The following is an 18,414-nucleotide window of genomic DNA, read 5'->3' as shown; positions in this document are numbered from 1 at the left end:
CTGGCCGATGTGGTGGGGTTGGTGTCGCGCTGCGCTGGTCGGTGGTGCCGACCGGGCGGGCCTCCAATCAGCTCTCGGGGGCGAGTGCGAACAGCCGGGCCGCCGGTGTGGTGTCGGCGGTGACCACCGTCAGGCGGCCCGGTTCGGCCTCCCAGCTGAGCTGCCAGGGGGCCAGGTTGTGCGGGTACACGAGCCTCGGCTGGATCCGCCGTCCGGCCAGGTGCGGCAGGTGGACGGTGAGTTCCGCAGCGGCGTCGGGGCGGCGCCACAGCGCGAGGTAGGTGGGCTGGTCGTCGCCGTCCGGCGGGCGCAGCCCGAGGGTGATCCAGGGGTCGGCCCAGTCGGGCAGGCCAGCGGGCCAGCACGGTACGGCCCGCGCGAGGTGCTCCCGGATCTCCCGGTACGCGGCCACCCCTTCGGCGACCAGCCGGTGCTGTTCGGTGGTCATCTGGTCCAGGTGACCGGAGAGGTAGAGCCGCCCGGCCATTCCGGTGACCAGGCAGAAGGCGATGCCCTCGGCGGTCATCGCCGGTTGCGGGTACGCCCAGTTGGCGGCCTGCTCCGGCAGCACGCTCAGCGGGGCCGCCGCGGCGATCGGCGGATACCGTTCGGGGTTCTGCTGGTCGCTCGTGGACTGTAGTTGCAGCCGGGCGAGCATCGCGTAGTCCATCCGCATCGCACCGGAGGCGCAGTTCTCGATGACCAGGCCCGGATGCCGGTCGAGCACCCCGTCGAGCCAGCCGAGCAGGGCTCGGCCGTGGCCGAGCAGGCCGTCGCCGGGGCTGGCGGCGGCCACGTCGGTGCCGGCCCCGGAGTCGATGTTGTAGTCGAGTTTGAAGTAGCCGATGCCGAAGTCGGCGACGAGTCGGTCCACCACCGAGTCGAGGTGGGCGAGCGCGGCGGGGTGGCGCAGGTCCAGGTGGTAGCGGCCGTCCTCGACCAGCCGTTCGCCGTCGCGTTGGAAGAAGGCGTCCGCCGGCAGGTCGGCCGCCACCGGACTGTCGACGCCGACCACCTCCGGCTCCAGCCACAACCCGGGCACCATCCCGGCGGCGCGGATCCGCTCGATCACCTCGCCGAGCCCGTCGGTGAAGCGGGTGGTCGACGGGATCCAGTCGCCCATCACCTCGTACCACTGGCTGGATCGACTGTCGTCGTGCCAGCCGGCGTCGATGCAGAAGTACTCGGCGCCGGCGCTGGCGGCCGCCTCGATCAGTGGGTTGAGGGCCTCGCTGGTGGGCTCGCCCATCAGCGTGTTCATGTAGTCGTTGAACACCACCGGCAGGGCCCGGCGGTCGGGGTGCGGGCGGACGATGTGCCGGCGGTACCGGGTGATCGCCGCCGCCGCGCCGTCGAGGCCGTCGTCGGAGACCGCGATCCCCACCGGTACGGAGGTGAACCGGGCGCCCGGCGCGAGCCCGTGCCGCCACTGGTGGTCGGTGTCGTTGGGCCCGGTCGCGGCGAGGTAGAGCCCCGCCTGGCGTTCGCCGACCTCCCAGCGCCAACTGCCGTTGTGTTCGATCTGCCAGCACCAGGCGCGGCCGGTGGGGCGGTGCACGAGCACCCCGACCGGCAGGGCGTGCTTGGTCGACCAGGAGCCGGTGCTGGTCACCACGAAGGCGTCGCGCGAGCGGTGGCCGTGCAGCGGCAGGTCCAGGTCGGGCAGGTCGAGTTCGCGGACGGGTTGCCGGCGCCACCGGTTCTCGGCCAGCCAACTGGTCTGCGCCCAGTGCAGGTCGAGGTCCTCGACGCCGGTGCCGGCCGGCAGGATCAGGTTGGCCACCAGGGAGCTGACCGCCCGCAGGGTCAGCGGGTCGGCGGTGGGGTTGTGCACCACGGTCCAGGTCCGCAGCGCCGGCACCCCGACCGGACTGGCGAACCAGACCTCGACCCGCAGGCCGGTGCCGGGGTCGGTGGTGTCGACCCGTAACCATTGCCAGCCGTCCTCGACGCTGTCGTGGTGGCCGTCGTAGCGCAGCCGCCGACCCACCGCCGTGCCGGTCGAGCGGGCGCCGGACCAGGCGCGCCCGTGCCCGCCCACCTGGACCTCGACCAGCGGGTGGTGCTGCCCGGCCTGGTTCACCGCACGGTTGTCGACCGCGAGGTGAACCAGGCTCGGCGGGGCGTCGGACGGGACGGCGAGGATGACCGCGAGGGCGGAGTGTCCCCAGTGGAGGTAGTCGTTGTCCTGCTGGCTCGTGCTCACACGTGCTCCTCACCGGGGGTCGACAGCGCGCTTCAAGATCATCTTTGTGATAAGGTTTTCAGATTGTGCACGGACCGCTCCCCGGGACAAGGTTCGGTCCAGGGGGTGCCGGCGCCTACCGACCCATGATCGAGTCGACCTGCTGTTGGGCGGCGGTCAGCGCCTCGGCGGCGGGACGGTTACCGAGCAGGATCTCGTCGACGGCGGCTCCGACCGCCTGGGTCACCTGGTCGAAGTTGACCGTGACCGGGTAGAGGAAGGTGTTCTGCGATTCCAGATAGGTGGTGTAGGCACTGACGTCCAGACCGGCCCGCTCACGGGCCTGCTCGCCGACCTCCAGCGAGGCCGGGATGGCCGGGAAGACCACGGCCTTCTCGCCGACCACGTTCTGGCACTCGGCGGACGCCAGGTACTTCACCCACTGCCAGGCCTCGTCGGGGTGGGCGGTGTTGGCCGAGATCGCGTCGGCGAGACCGTTGTAGATGCTCCACCTGCCCTGCGGCCCGGTGGGCAGCGGGGCGAAGTCCACATTGACCCCGGAGATCCCGGTGAAGCTGCTGATCGCCCAGGAGCCGTTGATCGCCAGTGCCACGTCGCCCGCCTCGAACAGCGAGACGTACCCGACCCCCTGTAGGTCGGCCAGCGGCGTCACGTAACCGGCCTTGACCATCCGGGCGAACCAGTCGAGCGTCTGCGCCAACCTCGGGTCGTCGAACTGGTAGTCCGTACCCCAGGGATTGCCGTCGGCGAGCAGTTCGAAGCCCAGACTGCGGGCGAAGTTACCCCAACTGGTCTGGCCGGACGCCGAGTTGGACGGGTTGTCGAAGCTGAGCCCGTAGGTGGCGACCTTGGTCGGATCGAAGCCCGGCTCGTTGCCGCGTACGCCGTTCTCGTCCACGCTCAGCCGGGCGATGATGTCCTCGAAGGTGCCGCCGTCGGTGGGGTTCCAGGTCGCCTCCCAGACGTCCTCGCGGCTCAGGCCGGCATCCGCCAGCATGGTCGAGTTGTACGCCAGGGCGATGGTGTCCCAGTCCTTCGGCAGCCCGTACCGCTTGCCGTCCTGACCCACCCAGAGGTCGGCGAGCCCCGGGTAGTACTGCCCCAGGTCCACGTTGTCCCGCTCGACGTACTCGTTGATCGGCAGGATCACCTGGTTCTGCACGAACGACGGGTAGAACGCCAGGTGATCGGTGAACACGTCGGGCGCCCGACGGGCGGCGAACTGGGTGTTGAGGTTGCTCCAGTAGTCCTCCCACCCGTACTGGGTGATCTTCACATTGATGCCGGTCTGCCCGGTGAACGCGGTGGCGCACTCCTGGTACTGGGGAATCTGCCGGTCGTCCCAGAGCCAGTAGTCGAGTGTCACGTTCTCGTCGTCACCTGTGCCGCCGCTACACGCGGCTGCCGCCAGGAGCGCGGCACACAGCGGTACCGCGATCCGGCGGCGCCAACTGAGCTTCATTGTGGTCCCCTCTCGGAAGTGGTTCGTTGCGCGTTGTCCATCCCCCCGCGCGGTCGCCACGACGGCGACCGCCTGTCACTTGAGGCCGGTGAATCTGATCGAGTCGACGATCCGCCGGCCCATGGCCAGGAACAGCAGGATCACCGGAAGAGCACCCAGCACGGTGGCCGCCATCAGCCCGGTCCAGTCCGGTGCCGCCTGCGGCTGCCCGGACCGGAAGGCCGACAGGCCCACGGTCAGCACCCGTACGCTCGGGTCGCTGCCCGCCACCAGCGGCCACATGAACTCGTTCCAGGCCATCACGTACGCGAGGATCGCGGCGGTGGTGAGCGGCGCCGCCATCACCGGCACACAGATCCGCAGGAAGATCCGGGGATGACCGGCCCCGTCCATCCGGGCGGCGTCCTCCAGCTCGCTGCTCATGCCGAGGAAGAACTGCCGCAGGAAGAACACCATGAACGGCGTCATGAAGAAGTACGGCGCCACCAGACCGGCGAAGGTGTCCAGCAGGCCGACCTCGCTGAGCAGCACGAAGTTCGGGATCAGTACGAAGATCGGCGGCACCATCAGGGTCGACAGGAACAGGTAGAACACCGCGTCCCGGCCCCGCCAGTGCAGCCGCGCGAACGCGTACGCGGCCATCGCGCAACAGACCACCTGGCCAACCGTGACCAGCGTGGCGAAGACGACGGAGTTGCGCAGGTAGAGCCAGAACTGCAACTCGGCGCCGGAGCCACCGGCCGCCCGTACCTCCTCGGGGCTGGCCAGCCCGAGCACCCGTTGGAAGTTGATCCAGGTGGGCTCCGGCGGCAGCACCGACTGGTCGCCGGTGAACAGCGCCGAGTTGGTCGAGAAGGCGGTACGCAGGATCCAGTAGAACGGCAGCAGCGTCCCCGCCATCAGCAGGACCAGCACCGCCCAGGCGGCGATGCGGGACAGCCGGAACCGCAGCGGACGGCGAGGCTTGCGGGCCGGGCGGCGCGGCACCGCCTGCCGGTCGGTTGATGCGGTGGTCGAGGTCATCACCGACCTCCCTTCACGCCAGGTCGGAGCGGGAGCCGCGCAGCGCCCGCATGATGAAGAAGGTGACCGCGGCCAGCAGCACGGCCAGCACCGCCGACATCGCGGCCGCGTAGCCGGCGTTGTTGAAGTTGAACGCGTGCCGGAAGATGTAGACGTAGATCACCAGGCTGGAGTTGGCGGGACCACCCGGCTGGCCACCGATGCCGCCGGTGGCGACCTGCACCAGGTCGAACACCTGGAACGAGCCCACCACCGACAGCACCAGCACCAGTGCCAGCACCGGCCGCAGCAGCGGCAGGGTGACCCGCCAGAAGGTCCGCCACTCCCCCGCGCCGTCGAGCGCCGCCGCCTCGTACAGGTGGCGGGGGATCATCTGTAGGCCAGCGAAGATCAGTAGCGCGGTGTAGCCGACGAACCGCCAGGTGTTCACCCCGGCCAGGGTCGGGATCACCTGGGCCGGTGAGCCGAAGAAGTCCTGCCCGCCGATGCCCACCCAGTCCAGCGCGTGGTTCACCACGCCCAGCCTGGGGTCGAGCATCCAGAGCCAGAGCAGGCCGACGACCACCTGCGGGATCAACCACGGCAGGACCAGTACCCCGCGTACCACGGCGGACCGGGTGAGCCGGTCCATCATCACCGCCATCGCCAAGGCGAGCGCGGTCTGCACCCCGATGTTCAGCACCACGTACAGCGCGGTCACCCGCATCGAGTGCCAGAACAGCGGATCGGCGGCGAGGTCCTGGTAGTTCTGCAGACCGACCCAGTCGCCCGAGCCGCGCAGGACGTTGTAGTCGGTGAAGCTCATCCACAGTGCCCGCAGTGCGGGCCAGAGGTAGAAGACGACGAAGCCGAACCCGGCCGGCAGGAGGAACAGCGCGGCCACCGCGCCAGGGTGATGACGCACCCGCTGCCAGCGCTCGCTCATCTGACGACCCCTCCCGGTGCCCGCGGTGTTCCCGCTGGTGGGTTGACGGCGCAGTGATGATAACGTTTTCACGGGACTCGAAAACAAGTCGTAACCTATCCGTAATCCTTCGACGGTCATCTACCTGGCGCTGCGTAACGGCGCCACGCGGGCGGGAGCGGTAGTCCGACTACGATGTGTATGCCATGTCCAGATCCCTGAGCCGTACGCCCGCCATCACCGACGTCGCCAAGCTGGCCGGTGTCTCGGTGCCGACCGTGTCACGCGTACTGACCGGCTCGGTCCCGGTCAGTCCGGAGCGCCGGGAACGGGTGCTGCGAGCGATCCAGGAGCTCGGCTACCGACCCAACGGTGCCGCCCGCGCCCTGATCAAGGGACATCAGTCGGTCATCGCGGTACTGGCCGGCGCCACCACCCGGTACGGCTACGCCCTCACCATCCAGGGCATCGAGGAAGCCGCCCGGCTGGCCGGTTACATCGTGATGATCACGGTGATCGAGGCCGACGACCCGGAGACCGTCTCCAAGACCATCGACCTCGCCCTGGCGAACCCGGTCGCCGGGGTCATCGTGCTGAAGTTCGACCCGGCGGGCATCGCGACGGTCCGTGCCATGCCACCCGGCGTGCCGGTCGTGGCGGTCGCCGGCAGCCGGGGCTCCGGCGTCCCGCACGTCGTGCTCGACGACACCACCGCCGCGATGACCGCCACCGACTACCTGCTCGAACTCGGGCACCGCACCGTCCACCACATCGCGGTGCCGCTGGCCGGGCGCCGCAGTGGCCGCTCCGCCGGCTGGCGCAAGGCCCTCGAACGGGCCGGCGCCGAGGTGCCGCCGCTGATGGAAGCCGGCTGGGACCCCCATCGCGCGTACGAGATCGGCCTCACCCTCGCCGACCGCGACGACGTCACCGCCGTGCTCTGCGGCAACGACGAACTGGCCATCGGCCTGCTGCGTGCCCTGCACGAGAAGGGTCGCCGGGTGCCCGAGGAGATCAGCGTCGTCGGCTTCGACGGCCACCCGCTCGGCGCCCTGTGGAGTCCGGCCCTGACCACCGTCCAACAGGACTTCGTCGATGTCGGGCGACGGGCCTTCGGTGAGGTCGTGGCCATCATCGGCAAGAGCCAGCCACCACAGAACTCCTCCGGCACACCACAACTGGTGATCCGGGAGAGCAGCGGACCACCGCCGGCGGCCAGGCGCCGCTGACGCCCGACCCGACGGCCCAAGGCCGCCCTCGCGGACGGCGAACCCCAGTCAGCTCGTCGCGCTCGCCGGACCGGTCGCGGTGGTGGACACGCCGCCGTACGAGATCTCGTTGCCGTCCGGGTCCGCGTAGACCATCTTGCGCATGCCCTCCTCGTAGTTCTCGATCCGGAGCGGTTCGAGGCCACGCTGGGTGAGCCCGGCGACAGTGCTGTCGAGATCCACAGCCATGATCATCAGCATCGAGCGGCCGGCCCGGTCGGGCAGCAGCTCGATGTAGACGTAGCAGTGTTCGCCCACTGTCCACACGGCCTCGACGTCGTTCGGATAGAAGCTCGGCTCGACACCGAAGAACCGCCGGTACCACGCCAGCGAGTGGGTGAAGTCGGCGACGGCGATGCCGGCGAACAGGTCCTGCGCCAGCGGCGTACCGGTCATGATCGTGCCTTTCGTGGGGTCGGACCTAGACTCAGGGCGTACATCGTTGGTCGAGACGTGGGCGAGGCGGGATGACAACCGACGGCGTAGCGGCCAAACGCGCCGACGCACGCCGGAACGTCGAGTTGGTCCTCGACGCCGCGACCACCCTGCTCGCCACTGATCCCCGCGTGAGTCTCAACGAGATCGCGAAGGCCGCCGGCGTGGGTCGCGTCACGCTCTATGGTCACTTTCCGTCGCGCGCCGCGCTGGTCGAGGCGGTCAGCCTCCGCGTGATCACGAGCACCGACCAGGCCCTGAGCACGGTCGACCTGGCGGGTGATCCGCGGGACGCGATGGCCCGCCTGCTGGAGGCGACCTGGCAGCTGACCCGCCGCTTCGGGGCGGTCGTGATCGCGGCGGACGACGTGCTGACCCCGGAGCAGATGCGGCGCGTGCACGAGGGGCCAGCTCGCCGGATGCACGCACTCGTCCAACGCGGTCGGGACGAGGGGGTGTTCCGGCGCGACATGCCGGTGCGGTGGCAGCTCGCGACCATCCAGGCGGTGCTGCACGGGGCGTCCGCCGCGGTGCATCGCGGCGACGTGACGGCGGTCGACGCCACCCGGCTCGTCCGCGACACCGTCCTTGCGGCGCTTGCCGTCACATCGTGAGAGTGACAACGAGTACGCCTGCCCCGACCAGCACATCCAGCACGCCACAGAACTCCGCGAGCGAGCGCGTGACCACGCGCTCGGTACGGTGGTGCCACCAATCCCACGCCGCGTGCCCGAACAGGGCGACACTGACGACGATGCCGCCGGTGACGTGCTCGGCCCGTACGGCGAGGACCGCGGCCGCCCCGAGGACGAGCATCGCCGCCGACTGCAAGGGCAGGGACCACACTGGCCGCAGGCCCGCCCGGACGATCCCCAGGACGGCAAGGCCGAGAGCCGCGACGCAGATCCATGGCACCGGGTCGAAGCCGCTCCAGACGAGGCCGAGCCCGACGAGTACGAAGGTGACACCGAACGCCGGCCACGCGGCGCCGGGATGTGTGGTTGCCGCCGCGGCGAGATAGACCAGACCCGACGCCGCCACGACGGAGGCGCCTTGGCTGCCGTGGTCGAGTCTGAGCACGGTACCGACCGCGACCAGTACGCCCAGAGCCGCAGGCCAATGTCGTAGGAGCTTTTCGCCGGTCGTGGCCGCCATCACGCTCTCCATCCCGAACGTTCCCGCTCACGATAAACCGTACGCTCGTGTTCAAGTTATGTCACGGTGGCGGCCTCATCCCGCCTCTTCCGTGCAGAGTGGACGGCGGGGACCCCGGTGTTTTCGCGGGGTTCGGTAGTGGGCCGGATCCACCGGCAGGTGTCGGGAAGTCGATCAGGTCACCTATCCGGCTGCGGTGACATGAATGTCGTTCACACTGTGCCGCAGACGTTCCTGCCACGAGAGGACAGCATGCACAGAACCATGACGCGACGGATCCTGGCCGCCGGCCTGGCCGTCGTGGCGGCGATCGCGGTGGGGGCCGCATCGCCGGCCAGTGCCACCCCGGTGGTGGCGAAAGCAGCAGCGCTCGGCGACGAGCGCCTGCTCGCCCGCGTCGCGGCGAATGCGGTCCCGGCGACACGGCAGGTCGTCGGCGCGGTCGCGGTGGGCGACAGATATCCGTACGTGTTCGTCGTCGGGACCGACGGGAATCTCTGGATCAATTGGCAGGACCAGTCGGCCCAGTGGAACTGGTCGAACATGGGCACACCGCCGGGAGTCGGCCTGCGGATGCCGATCGGCGTGACCATCGTCGACAACTTCAGCCGCCCGTACGCCTTCCTCCTCGGCACCGACCAGAACGTCTGGAGCCTGTGGCGATCGAGCACGAGCTGGCAGTGGAGCAATCAGGGCAGCCCACCGGGCGCGAACTTCGTGAGCTGGCCGAGCTTCGCCGCGGTTGCGGTGAACGGCACCAGCCCGTACCTCTTCGTCCGCAGCGACGGCGACGAGACGGTGTGGGTGAACTGGTGGAACGGGGCCGCCTGGAACTGGACCAACATCAGCTCGCCACCCGACGGCATCGCGGCCACCGGCCCGGTCGGCGTCCTGCTGGAGAACGGCACGCCGCAGGTCTACGTCGTCAGCAACTTCGGAAACCTGTGGACCACGCGGTTCGACGACGCACCCGCGCCCTGGGTCGACCTCGGCCGACCCACCGGCGGATGGCTCACCGACGCCAGCACCGCCTTCGGTGCCCGCAGCGCGGTGCAGGTCGCACCGGACGCCCGGCCGTACCTGTTCGCCACCGGCAGCGACGACAACGTGTGGTTGCGCTGGTGGACCGGAAGCCAGTGGGAATGGCGCAACATGGGCTCACCGCCGGGACACCAGCTGGTCCCCGGCACGCTCGGCGCCCTCTCGGTCGGTGGCACGTCACCGTACTCCTTCTTCGCCACCGCCGGGGGCGGCCTGTGGATCAACTACTGGGACGGGCAGAACTGGTACTGGAGTGACCAGAGCCCACCGTTCTCGCCCACGCTGAACGGAACGGCGGTGATCGCGCCACAGAACTCCACCCGACCGGCGATCTTCCTGCGGGACACCAGTGGCAACCTGTGGAGCCGATGGTGGAACGGCAGCTACTGGAGCTGGACGAACCGCAGCGCGTAGGGATGGGCGGCCGGGTGGGGCCGCCACGGACGGGATGGCCGTCCCGACGTCGAGTCGGGCGGCCGTTCCCGGCGGCCACGGCCTGGACGCCGGCGGGTAGCCGGCCGGTGATCGCGACGACCACCCAGTGCTGCCGGAGTCGCGATCCCGACGTGGGACGCGACGGTTCTGGGGTATGGTGCCGCGCGTGCGACAAGGCCGGGACGGTCTCATCCGGGCGCTCGCTGACCTGCTTCAGCGGCAGGCCGTGGACCACACGCTGCGGGTCTGTGTCGACGGCCCGGATGCGGCGGGCAAGACCACCCTCGCCGACGACCTCGCCGTGCACCTCGGCCGGGGCCGGCCGGTCATCCGGCTGTCCATCGACCGGTTCCATCGCCCCGAGGCGGAGCGCCGTCGGCGTGGCGCCCTGTCACCCGAGGGCTTCTACCGCGACTCCTTCGACCACGACGTCATCGTCGACGCGGTGCTTCGTCCGCTGGGACCGGGTGGCGATGGCCGCTACCTGCCCGGCATGTTCGACTACCGGGCCGACTGCCGCACCGGCGAGGTGACCACGCAGGCTCCGGCCGCGGCGATCCTGCTCTTCGATGGCGTGTTCATGCTCCGGCCCGAGCTGCGTGACCTCTGGGACCTGTCGATCTACCTGCATGCGGATCCCGAGGTTGCTCTCGCTCGCGCACGGGTCCGCGACCTGGAGGTGTTCGGGTCGGTGGCAGTGATCGAGGAACGCTATCGGCGTCGCTACCTGCCGGGACAGCAGCTGTATCGCGCCGAGGCCCGCCCTGCGGAGGTGGCCACCGTCGTACTGGACATGAACGACCCGCTCCGGCCGACCGTCGTACGCTGGTCGTCTTCTGCTCGTCCGTCACGGTCCGGTCACCGGGGAGGGCCGGAAGCCTTTGACGATCAGGTAGACGCCCAGCGAGAACTCCCATACCGCGATGGGGAGGGCCGCGAGCGCCGTCACCGGGGACAGTCGATCCCAGAGGCCGAACAGGGTGCCGACGTCGGAAACGACGAGCAGCGGCACCCCGACGAGACCGAGGACCGGAAGAACCCGGGGCACGAGGCGTGACTGGTACAGCAGCGAACCGAGCAGCAGGGCGTTCACGGCCGGCAGGAAGCCCTGGCTGAGCAGGAAGATCGAGTCGTAGAAGGCGACCAGCGTCTGGCCGGTGACCAACGCGTCCGCTCCGGCTCCGGTCCGCCGCAGACTCACGACGGTCAGCAGGCTCGCGACACCGACGAAGATGCCGGCGGCTTCCAGAACCCGGGCGCTGACGAAGCCCAGCGCCCGCGTTTCACCGCACCGCTTGAGCACCGGATAGAGCACGACCGCGGTGCCGATGCAGGCGAGGGCAACGATCACCTCAAGGACAGCGCCGAGGACGACGGGGGTGTCCGACGCGGTGCCGACCAGGTAGTCCGCGTCGTGCACCGGGCCGTACAGGGCGACCGTCGGAATCGAGACGAAGGTGAGCACGTAGCACCCGCCCGCGACCAGCGAGGTCCTCCTCAGTGGATCCATCGGGGCTCCCTTCCGACGCTGCCGCTCCACCGATCGTGGTCCTTCCGTCACCCTCCTGCGAATCGGTGCGATGGCGAATCGGCCACTCGGGCAATAAATGTGCGTCGATGACGCCTTGGCCGCGACCGTGGACGCTCCGCGCAGATCAGCGGCCACCTGTCGGGGTGCCCGGCGGTTCCAACAGGCCGGCACGTTGGGCGAGCATGGCGGCTTGGACCCGGTTGTCACAGCCGAGCTTGGTGAACACCCGGTACACGTGGGTCTTGACGGTCCCTTCGGAGACGAACAGGTGTTGGCCGATCTCGGCGTTGGACAGCCCTTGGGCCAGCAGGATCAGGACGTCGCGTTCCCGGCTGCTGAGCATGTCGACCTTGGCGAGGTCCTCCTCGGGGCGCGCGGTGACGACGGGCAGCCGGTTGAGGACCTGACGGGTGATCTTCGGCGACAGGTAGGCGTTGCCAGCCGCAGCCGCGCGGATCGCGTACGCGAGTTCGTCGGCCGCCGACTCCTTGACCAGGAAACCGGCCGCGCCACTGGCGAGGGCCTGCGCGACGTAGTCGTCCTGCCCGAAGGTGGTCAGCACCACGACCTGGACCGCCGGGGCCAGGCGGCGGATCTCCCGCAGTGCGGCCAGGCCGTCGAGGACCGGCATCTGGATGTCCAGCAACGCGACGTCCGGCCGGTGCCGCACGGCCAGGTCCACCGCGGTCCGCCCGTCGGCGGCCTCCGCGATCAGGTCGATGTCGGCCGCCGGCTGCAGGATCGCGTTGATCGCGGTACGGATCAGGGAGTCGTCGTCCGCCAGCAGGACCCGCAGGGCATCGGTCATGGCATCGTCCTTCGCTGGCGTGGTGGGGTCATGGTCGCCGTTCCTGGAATTCCTGTTTGTCGACCAGGACGCCGTCGCGGAAACAGAACCGGTACATCTTCTGGCCGCCGTCGGGGTCGGGTCCCACCTGGTCCAGGATCGAGGCCGGGTAGTCGACGCAGGTGGCGTCCGGCACCGTCTGGCCGCCGACGGTACCGGTGACCGCGCTGTCGGCGTCCGGCAGCAGGGCGCGTACGTCCTCCTCCGACTGGCCGATGTGGATCGAGTCGTAGGTGTCGCGGTCCACGACGACGAAGGCCATCAGCAACCAGGCCCCGGCCAGGCACAGCGCCAGGCAGCCGGCGATGGACAGCGTGGTGGCCGCGAGGACGAGCCTGGAGCGACGGCGGTCCCGCTCCATCAGGGTCGCGAAGTCGGCCCCGGTCCCGGCGTCCGGCGGCGGAGGTTGCTCGGCGGTGGAGGTGGGCTGTTCGCCGCCCGAATAGGGCAGTGTGGCCGCCAGCCGGAACCCGCCGCCGGGGGTCGGGCCGTGGTAGAGCACGCCGTTGGCGATCCGGACGCGTTCGGTCAACCCCAACAGCCCCTGGCCGGACGTGGACCGGACGATCCGCTGCCCGGCGGTGTTGGTCACTCCGGCGACCAGCGCGTCCGGTTCGAACCGCAGCAGCAGTACGATCGCGCCGCCCTGGGCGTGCCGCAGCGCGTTGGTCAGGCCCTCCTGAATCACCCGGTACGCCGCGTGCTCGGTGAGCGCCGGCAGGGGCCGCGGCTCCCCCTCACGGATGATCTCCACCTGGGCGCCGGAGGCACGCGCCTGTTCGGCCACTTCGTCCAGGCCGGACAACGGCCGCACCGAGGACTGACCGTCGCCCTCGCCGAGGATGCCGAGGATCTGACGCAGTTCGGTCATCGCCGCCGACGACGCCTGCCGTACCAGGTCGGCGGCCTCGGACCGCCGGGGCTCGTCGGCGGTACGCAGCATCCCGGCGTACAGGGAGATCAGGGTCAGCCGGTGCCCCAGCGAATCGTGCAGATCCCGCGCGATGCGGGCCCGCTCTCGCGTTTGCGCCTGCCGGGCGACCTCACTCTGCTGGCTGTGCAGCTGCACGTTGCGTTGGTGCATCGCCGCCAGCAGCGTCCGCCGCCGCCGCACCAGCCGCGCCACGCCCGCCGGCAGAACCGCCAGCAGGACGAACATCGCCGAGAGCACCACGGCCAGTTCTACGCTTAGCGGCCCTTCCCAGAGGATGGACGCCACGTAGCAGACCCACGCCACGGACAGCGCGGCGGCGACCTGCCACCACCGGGCGACGCGGTAGCTGACCGACGCGCTCAGCACCACCAGCAGGAGACTGCCCTGCCCACCGGTGCCCAGGCCGACCAGCGCCGCGATGAGGTACGCCGCCAGCGGACACGTCAGCCGCAGCACCATCAGAATCGGCGTGGAGAGTCCGACCAGCCACGGTGCCCACGGATACCAGTCGGCGACGGCGGCCGTGACCGCCCCCACGATGGTCACCAGCGCCACCAGGCAGACCTCGTAGACCAGACGCCACCCACCGGTGCGGCGGACCTGCTCGCGCCACCGGGCCGCCCACCTGATCGTCACCACTGGACCCACCACACTCCGCCCGGCACCGCCACGCTGAGAGCGAGGCGGGGAATCTGTCGGAGACGGTCCGCGATCATCGGGGTGATCCTCACTCACCGCTGCCATCGTGGACAAATCGGCTGACCGCGTGGTGCGCCTCCAGCAGTCCGGCGCCGGTCCGCTCCCGGTAGACCTTGACCGATGCCACCCAGCCAGCTCTGGCGAGGGTGTCCAGCACCTCCGCGCGCAGCGCCGCGCGCCCTGCCACGCCCCGATCTGTCATCCTCGACGCCTGGTTACGCAGGTAGTGCGCGACGATGAGCAGCACGCCGCCGACCACACCGATGACCAGAGCAATTGTCACTGTCATGCCCGACAGTGTGGTCGCGGCCGGGCCTTGCCGACGTCTGGCGGACGACCGAATTGCACCGGGGCACCGTCACACTTTCGTTGACCCGTACCGCACGCGATGCCGCCCGGGCAGCGAACGCCCGGGCGGCATCGATCTCGCGGGCCGGCGCCATCGCCGGGGTGTCACTCGGGAATCGTGATGGCGCTCTTCTCCGCGAGTACACCGTTGACGAAACAGAACCGCCACAGGTCCGGACCGCTGTCCTCGATCGGCTTGATCGTGTAGTAGATGCACGAGGCACCGGCCGGCATGCCGCGCCGGCCGGGATCGTCGCCGTAGAGATCCTTGTCCTTGATGCCGGTCAGCGGCTCGGGCAGCGCGGCACGCACGTCCGCCTCCCGCGTGCCGTCCTGCTGCGCGTCGAACTGTTCCCGGGTGACGCCCGCCTCAACTAGCTCCTTACCCAGCGCGAACGCCTGATAGGCGGCCCATCCGAGGCCGCCACAAAGGACGACGAGCACTACCGCGATGATGATTCCGGCTTTTCGCATGACACTTCCTCCGTCGTGATGGGGAGGTGTCCAGCTTCTCGATCATCGGCGGACGAGTCGTCAGTGCTTCGTCAGATCCTGACGTGCGCGCGGTACGACGATAGTCAGCGCCGGGATTCATGCCCACGACAGATGATCCGGATGGCGCGTGACGACAGGCTCTTCGGCATGACTGAGACGCTTTTCGGGGTACGGACCCCGACCCTCCCGGACGCTCCGGTCCCCTATCACCGGCTCGCCCGCACCGACCGGCACCGCTGGTGGCGGCCGGTTCTCGGGACTTTGCTGATCATGGCTGGCCTGCCGGTGATGCTCGCGGGCGGGTTCGGGGTGGCAAGCGCAGTGGCCTGGGCCCTGGACGGGCCGGAGGACTTTCTGGCCAGCGGCCCCGAGGTCGAACTGGCGATCACCATGGTCTCGTTGGGCCTGCTGATCCCGCTGACGTTGTTCGCCGCCAGGTGGATACAGCGCCGCCCAGCCGGGACGGTGTCTTCGGTGGCGGGCCGGCTGCGCTGGCGCTGGCTGGCGACGTGCCTCCTGCTCGCCGTACCGGTGCTGGCGTTGAATTTCGGGGTGGTGGGCCTCCTGCCCGGTGGCGGCCAGGCCAGCGGCGGGGTGGGCTGGGAGCGGCTCGTGGTCGGCCTGGCCATGGTGGTGGTGCTGGTGCCGCTACAGGCGGCCGGCGAGGAGTATCTGTTCCGGGGCTGGCTGGTCCAGGCGTTCGGGTCCTGGATCCGGTCGCCCTGGCCAGGGGTCGTGGTGTCGGCGGTGTTGTTCGGGCTGGCACACGGCTACGGCACCCTCTGGGGCACGGCCCACCTGATCATCTTCGGCGTGGTGACGGCCATGGTGACGATCCGGACCGGCGGGCTGGAGGCCGCGATCGCGCTGCATGTGATCACCAACGTGGCCGGGGTCGGGCTGGCGGTCGTCACCGGCACGCTGGAGGCGCCGCAGGCGGCGGCCGACGGGCCCGCGCTGACCTCGATAGTGGACTGGTTCGTGCTGATGTTGTACGGCGAGGCGGCGGTGTGGCTGGCCCGCCGCCGGGGCATCCAGACTCACCTTCGCCGCCCTTGATCGGGCAGCGCCCGCGGCCCCGCCCGACCCGTCGTACGGCGGGGCCGGGCGGGGCCGCAGCCGACCACGCAGAACGTGCGGTGGATTCCGTGGCATCAGCGGCCGACGGTTGGTCAGGTGGGCACCCCACTGGCGCGGGCGATGAGGGTGTCGAAGGCACGATCGGACAGGATGCCCCGGGCCGCGATGAGGGGCCGTGCGCCGAAGCCGACCGCGTAACGGGTGCGGGGGCGTTTGGCGGTGACGGCCTTGCCGATCGCGTCGGCGATGACAGCCGGTGGTGAGCTGCGTCGGGCGTTGGCCTCGGAGCTGAGGCTCGTGGCGACGGCCTTCGCCTGGGGCGCGTAGGCGCCGCCGCCGGAGGTGTCCTTGAGGTGCTCGGCGGCGATGCCGCCCCACTCGGTCTGGATGCCGCCGGGCTCGATGACCACCACGTTGATCCCGAACTGCTTGGTCTCCAGGCGCAGGCAGTCGGAGAGTGCTTCGAGGGCGAACTTGGTCCCGTGGTACCAGCCGCCGAGCGGGGTGTGGATCTTTCCTCCCATGGAGGTGATGTTGACGATCGTGCCGCCGTGCTGCGTACGCATGTGGGGCAACACAAGCTGAGCCAGCCGCATGGCACCAAAGACGTTGACCTCGAACTGGCGACGGGCCTCGTCGAGCGGCACGTCCTCGATCGCCCCGTAGGCGCCGTAGCCGGCGTTGTTGACCAGCACGTCGATCCGGCCGGTCTCGGCGACGATCTTTGTGATCCCGCTGGTCATCGACTCGTCGTCGGTCACGTCCATCGCCAGGGGCCGGACACCGTGGGTGGCCAGCGGCTGCAGGCGGTCGGTGCGCCGGGCAGCTCCGTAGACGATGTAGCCGAGTTCCTGTAGCCGTAGCGCGGTGGCCTCGCCGATGCCGGACGATGCGCCGGTGACGAGGGCGATCTTACTGGTCACACCAACCCCCAGAACGGTAAGGTGAACTATGGTTCACCAGCCAATAATGAACCACGGTTCACGTTAGCGCAAGTCTGCGCCGACCTCCCCGGGAGAGCCCTCGATGACACAGGCACGACCGCCGCGCGCCGATGCGGTCCGCAACCGCAGGAAAATCATGGATGCCGCCCGGGAACAGATCACGCTGCACGGGCCGCACGTCGGCATGGACGACATCGCCGCCGCCGCCGGTGTGGCCGTGGGCACTCTCTATCGGCATTTCCCGAACAAGGCGGACCTAGTCGCGGCGGTCATCGCCGAGTACACCGCCCAGGTCGCCGACGACGCCGAAGCCGCCTGCCACCGGGTCACCTCAGGCTCACCCGCCCTACACGAGATCGCCACATTCCTCGCGAACGTCGTCGAGGCGTCCGCGACCAACCACGCCGTCAAGGCAGCCGCTTACGCTCTCGGCGCCTACCCCGCCGGCAGCACCGCCGAGCAGCGCGCCAGCACCGCGCTGTCCACCCTGATCAAGACCGGACAGACCGAGGGCGACATCGGCCCCGACGTCACCATCGACGACATCTACCTGCTGGTCTCCACCGCCCCCACCGACCAACCCGCCGCCACCCGCAGCCGCTGGCTCGCCCTGATGCTGCCCGGCCTCACGACACACCCCACGTCGACCGCCGCGCGCATCCACCGACCGCGTTCGTCACGTCACGTCGGTCAGCCGCCCCGCGAGTAGCTCCTCGGAGCGTCGCCACAGTTCGCGGGCGAGATCACCGTCGATTGCCTGCGGGTTCCGCGGCGCGACGGCCCTGCGCTTGTAGTAGTAGGCACCCGACTGCCAGTCCGTCCCGGGGGTGCCTTCGGTGAGCCACACGATCTGGTCCGCACCCTGGTCGGGCGTGGACAGCCGCATGAGGCGCGGCAGCAGCGGCTTGGTGGCGAGGAAGCGGACGATACGCATGACGGGGCTGGTGGTATCGGAGGCGAAGTTCGTCACGACGTTGCCCGGGTAGAACGATGCCGCCGAGATGCCGCTGGCCCGGTAGCGCCGGTGGAGTTCGGTCGTGAACAGGATGTTCTCCAGCTTCGCCGCACCGTACGCGCGCACCGGATCGTAGTTGCGATCGTGGTCGAGGTCGTCCAGGTCGATCTTCTTGGCGAACCGCACCGTGCTGGAGGTTTGCAGCACCGATGCCCGTGACGTGGTGAGCGTGTCCAGCAGTCGCCGCGTGAGCAGGAACGGAGCGAGGTGGTTGACCTGGAACGTCTTCTCGAAGCCATCCACGGTCTTGGTCTGCGCGCCGAACACTCCACCGGCGTTGTTGGCGAGCACGTCGATCCGCGGGTACGCGGCACGGAGTTGACCGGCGAGGCGCTCGACGTCGTCGAGGCGGGTGAAGTCCGCGACATAGCTGTCGACTTTGAGTTCTCTGGCCACGGCGCGGGTCTTCTCGGCCGAGCGGCCCACGACCACGACCGTGTGCCCGTTTCCGCGCAGCCGCCGGGCTGCGGCTGCGCCGATGCCGTCGCTTGCGCCGGTGATGACGACCACCTTGTTACCGCTCATCGCTCTCCTCCGAGGGACTGGATCGCATTTGTGAGACACAGTACCACTTATGCTTTGTAGTACCGTA

Annotated in this window: 18 protein-coding genes and 1 pseudogene; 6 read left to right on the top strand and 13 right to left on the bottom strand. The window is 69.7% G+C overall.

Going from position 1 to position 18,414, the window contains the following annotated elements:
• Positions 1 to 67 precede the first annotated feature (67 nt).
• The 4 genes from E0H26_RS08440 to E0H26_RS08425 form a co-directional block, all read right to left on the bottom strand.
• On the bottom strand, positions 68 to 2,206 hold the full coding sequence (locus E0H26_RS08440) for a glycoside hydrolase family 36 protein (RefSeq protein WP_131302908.1): 2,139 nt from the start codon (positions 2,204 to 2,206) through the stop codon (positions 68 to 70).
• A 115-nt stretch (positions 2,207 to 2,321) separates the two neighbouring features.
• Positions 2,322 to 3,668, bottom strand: coding sequence for an ABC transporter substrate-binding protein (locus E0H26_RS08435; protein WP_131302905.1), 1,347 nt, complete (start codon positions 3,666 to 3,668; stop codon positions 2,322 to 2,324).
• A gap of 75 nt (positions 3,669 to 3,743) precedes the next feature.
• Positions 3,744 to 4,691, bottom strand: coding sequence for a carbohydrate ABC transporter permease (locus E0H26_RS08430; protein ID WP_131302903.1), 948 nt, complete (start codon positions 4,689 to 4,691; stop codon positions 3,744 to 3,746).
• Positions 4,692 to 4,704: 13 nt separating this feature from the next.
• Entirely contained in the window at positions 4,705 to 5,616 is a 912-nt protein-coding gene (locus E0H26_RS08425) for a carbohydrate ABC transporter permease (RefSeq protein WP_131302901.1), read from the bottom strand.
• A 185-nt stretch (positions 5,617 to 5,801) separates the two neighbouring features.
• Between E0H26_RS08425 and E0H26_RS08420 the strand changes: the two genes are divergently transcribed.
• Positions 5,802 to 6,824 (top strand): LacI family DNA-binding transcriptional regulator, encoded by a 1,023-nt coding sequence (locus tag E0H26_RS08420; protein ID WP_131302899.1) that lies wholly within the window; start codon positions 5,802 to 5,804, stop codon positions 6,822 to 6,824.
• A 48-nt stretch (positions 6,825 to 6,872) separates the two neighbouring features.
• On the opposite strand, the gene E0H26_RS08415 is transcribed toward E0H26_RS08420, so the two are convergent.
• Complete coding sequence (locus E0H26_RS08415; protein WP_240742066.1) at positions 6,873 to 7,259, bottom strand: VOC family protein; 387 nt, start codon at positions 7,257 to 7,259, stop codon at positions 6,873 to 6,875.
• 71 nt (positions 7,260 to 7,330) lie between these two features.
• On the opposite strand from E0H26_RS08415, the gene E0H26_RS08410 reads away from it, so the two are divergent.
• A complete protein-coding gene (locus E0H26_RS08410; protein WP_131302897.1) occupies positions 7,331 to 7,912 on the top strand; it encodes a TetR/AcrR family transcriptional regulator in 582 nt (193 codons plus the stop codon).
• Here the strand turns inward: E0H26_RS08410 and E0H26_RS08405 are convergent.
• The gene (locus E0H26_RS08405) at positions 7,902 to 8,453 is read right to left on the bottom strand and encodes a hypothetical protein (protein ID WP_240742065.1); all 552 of its coding nucleotides are present in this window, start codon (positions 8,451 to 8,453) and stop codon (positions 7,902 to 7,904) included. The genes E0H26_RS08410 and E0H26_RS08405 overlap by 11 nt on opposite strands.
• 264 nt (positions 8,454 to 8,717) lie before the next feature.
• Between E0H26_RS08405 and E0H26_RS08400 the strand changes: the two genes are divergently transcribed.
• On the top strand, positions 8,718 to 9,908 hold the full coding sequence (locus E0H26_RS08400; RefSeq protein WP_131302893.1) for a PLL family lectin: 1,191 nt from the start codon (positions 8,718 to 8,720) through the stop codon (positions 9,906 to 9,908).
• Positions 9,909 to 10,083: 175 nt separating this feature from the next.
• Positions 10,084 to 10,605: pseudogene (locus E0H26_RS29780) on the top strand (nucleoside/nucleotide kinase family protein); the annotation flags it as partial.
• Between the two features lie 171 nt (positions 10,606 to 10,776).
• On the opposite strand, the gene E0H26_RS08390 reads toward E0H26_RS29780, so the two are convergent.
• From E0H26_RS08390 to E0H26_RS08370, 5 genes are all read right to left on the bottom strand, one after another.
• On the bottom strand, positions 10,777 to 11,439 hold the full coding sequence (locus tag E0H26_RS08390; protein WP_131302891.1) for a DUF4386 domain-containing protein: 663 nt from the start codon (positions 11,437 to 11,439) through the stop codon (positions 10,777 to 10,779).
• A gap of 145 nt (positions 11,440 to 11,584) precedes the next feature.
• The gene (locus tag E0H26_RS08385) at positions 11,585 to 12,268 is read right to left on the bottom strand and encodes a response regulator (RefSeq protein ID WP_131302889.1); all 684 of its coding nucleotides are present in this window, start codon (positions 12,266 to 12,268) and stop codon (positions 11,585 to 11,587) included.
• Positions 12,269 to 12,296: 28 nt separating this feature from the next.
• Complete coding sequence (locus E0H26_RS08380) at positions 12,297 to 13,880, bottom strand: sensor histidine kinase (protein ID WP_165521784.1); 1,584 nt, start codon at positions 13,878 to 13,880, stop codon at positions 12,297 to 12,299.
• A gap of 88 nt (positions 13,881 to 13,968) precedes the next feature.
• Positions 13,969 to 14,229: a hypothetical protein gene (locus E0H26_RS08375; protein WP_131302885.1), complete on the bottom strand. Its 261-nt coding sequence runs from the start codon at positions 14,227 to 14,229 to the stop codon at positions 13,969 to 13,971.
• Between the two features lie 164 nt (positions 14,230 to 14,393).
• Entirely contained in the window at positions 14,394 to 14,762 is a 369-nt protein-coding gene (locus E0H26_RS08370) for a hypothetical protein (protein WP_131302883.1), read from the bottom strand.
• 168 nt (positions 14,763 to 14,930) lie between these two features.
• On the opposite strand from E0H26_RS08370, the gene E0H26_RS08365 reads away from it, so the two are divergent.
• On the top strand, positions 14,931 to 15,842 hold the full coding sequence (locus tag E0H26_RS08365; RefSeq protein WP_165521783.1) for a CPBP family intramembrane glutamic endopeptidase: 912 nt from the start codon (positions 14,931 to 14,933) through the stop codon (positions 15,840 to 15,842).
• Positions 15,843 to 15,955: 113 nt separating this feature from the next.
• Here the strand turns inward: E0H26_RS08365 and E0H26_RS08360 are convergent, their stop codons facing one another.
• Complete coding sequence (locus tag E0H26_RS08360; protein ID WP_131302878.1) at positions 15,956 to 16,786, bottom strand: oxidoreductase; 831 nt, start codon at positions 16,784 to 16,786, stop codon at positions 15,956 to 15,958.
• A gap of 103 nt (positions 16,787 to 16,889) precedes the next feature.
• Here E0H26_RS08360 and E0H26_RS08355 point away from each other — a divergent pair, with 103 nt between their 5' ends.
• A complete protein-coding gene (locus E0H26_RS08355; protein WP_131302876.1) occupies positions 16,890 to 17,516 on the top strand; it encodes a TetR/AcrR family transcriptional regulator in 627 nt (208 codons plus the stop codon).
• On the opposite strand, the gene E0H26_RS08350 is transcribed toward E0H26_RS08355, so the two are convergent.
• Positions 17,484 to 18,332: an SDR family NAD(P)-dependent oxidoreductase gene (locus tag E0H26_RS08350; RefSeq protein WP_206024954.1), complete on the bottom strand. Its 849-nt coding sequence runs from the start codon at positions 18,330 to 18,332 to the stop codon at positions 17,484 to 17,486. The two genes, E0H26_RS08355 and E0H26_RS08350, sit on opposite strands and share 33 nt — an antisense overlap.
• Positions 18,333 to 18,414 lie beyond the last annotated feature (82 nt).

This window comes from Micromonospora zingiberis, from assembly GCF_004331455.1.
Classification (GTDB): Bacteria; Actinomycetota; Actinomycetes; order Mycobacteriales; family Micromonosporaceae; genus Micromonospora; species Micromonospora zingiberis.
The sequence above is the reverse complement of the archived record's forward strand: the minus strand, read 5'-3'. Positions and strand labels throughout refer to the sequence as shown.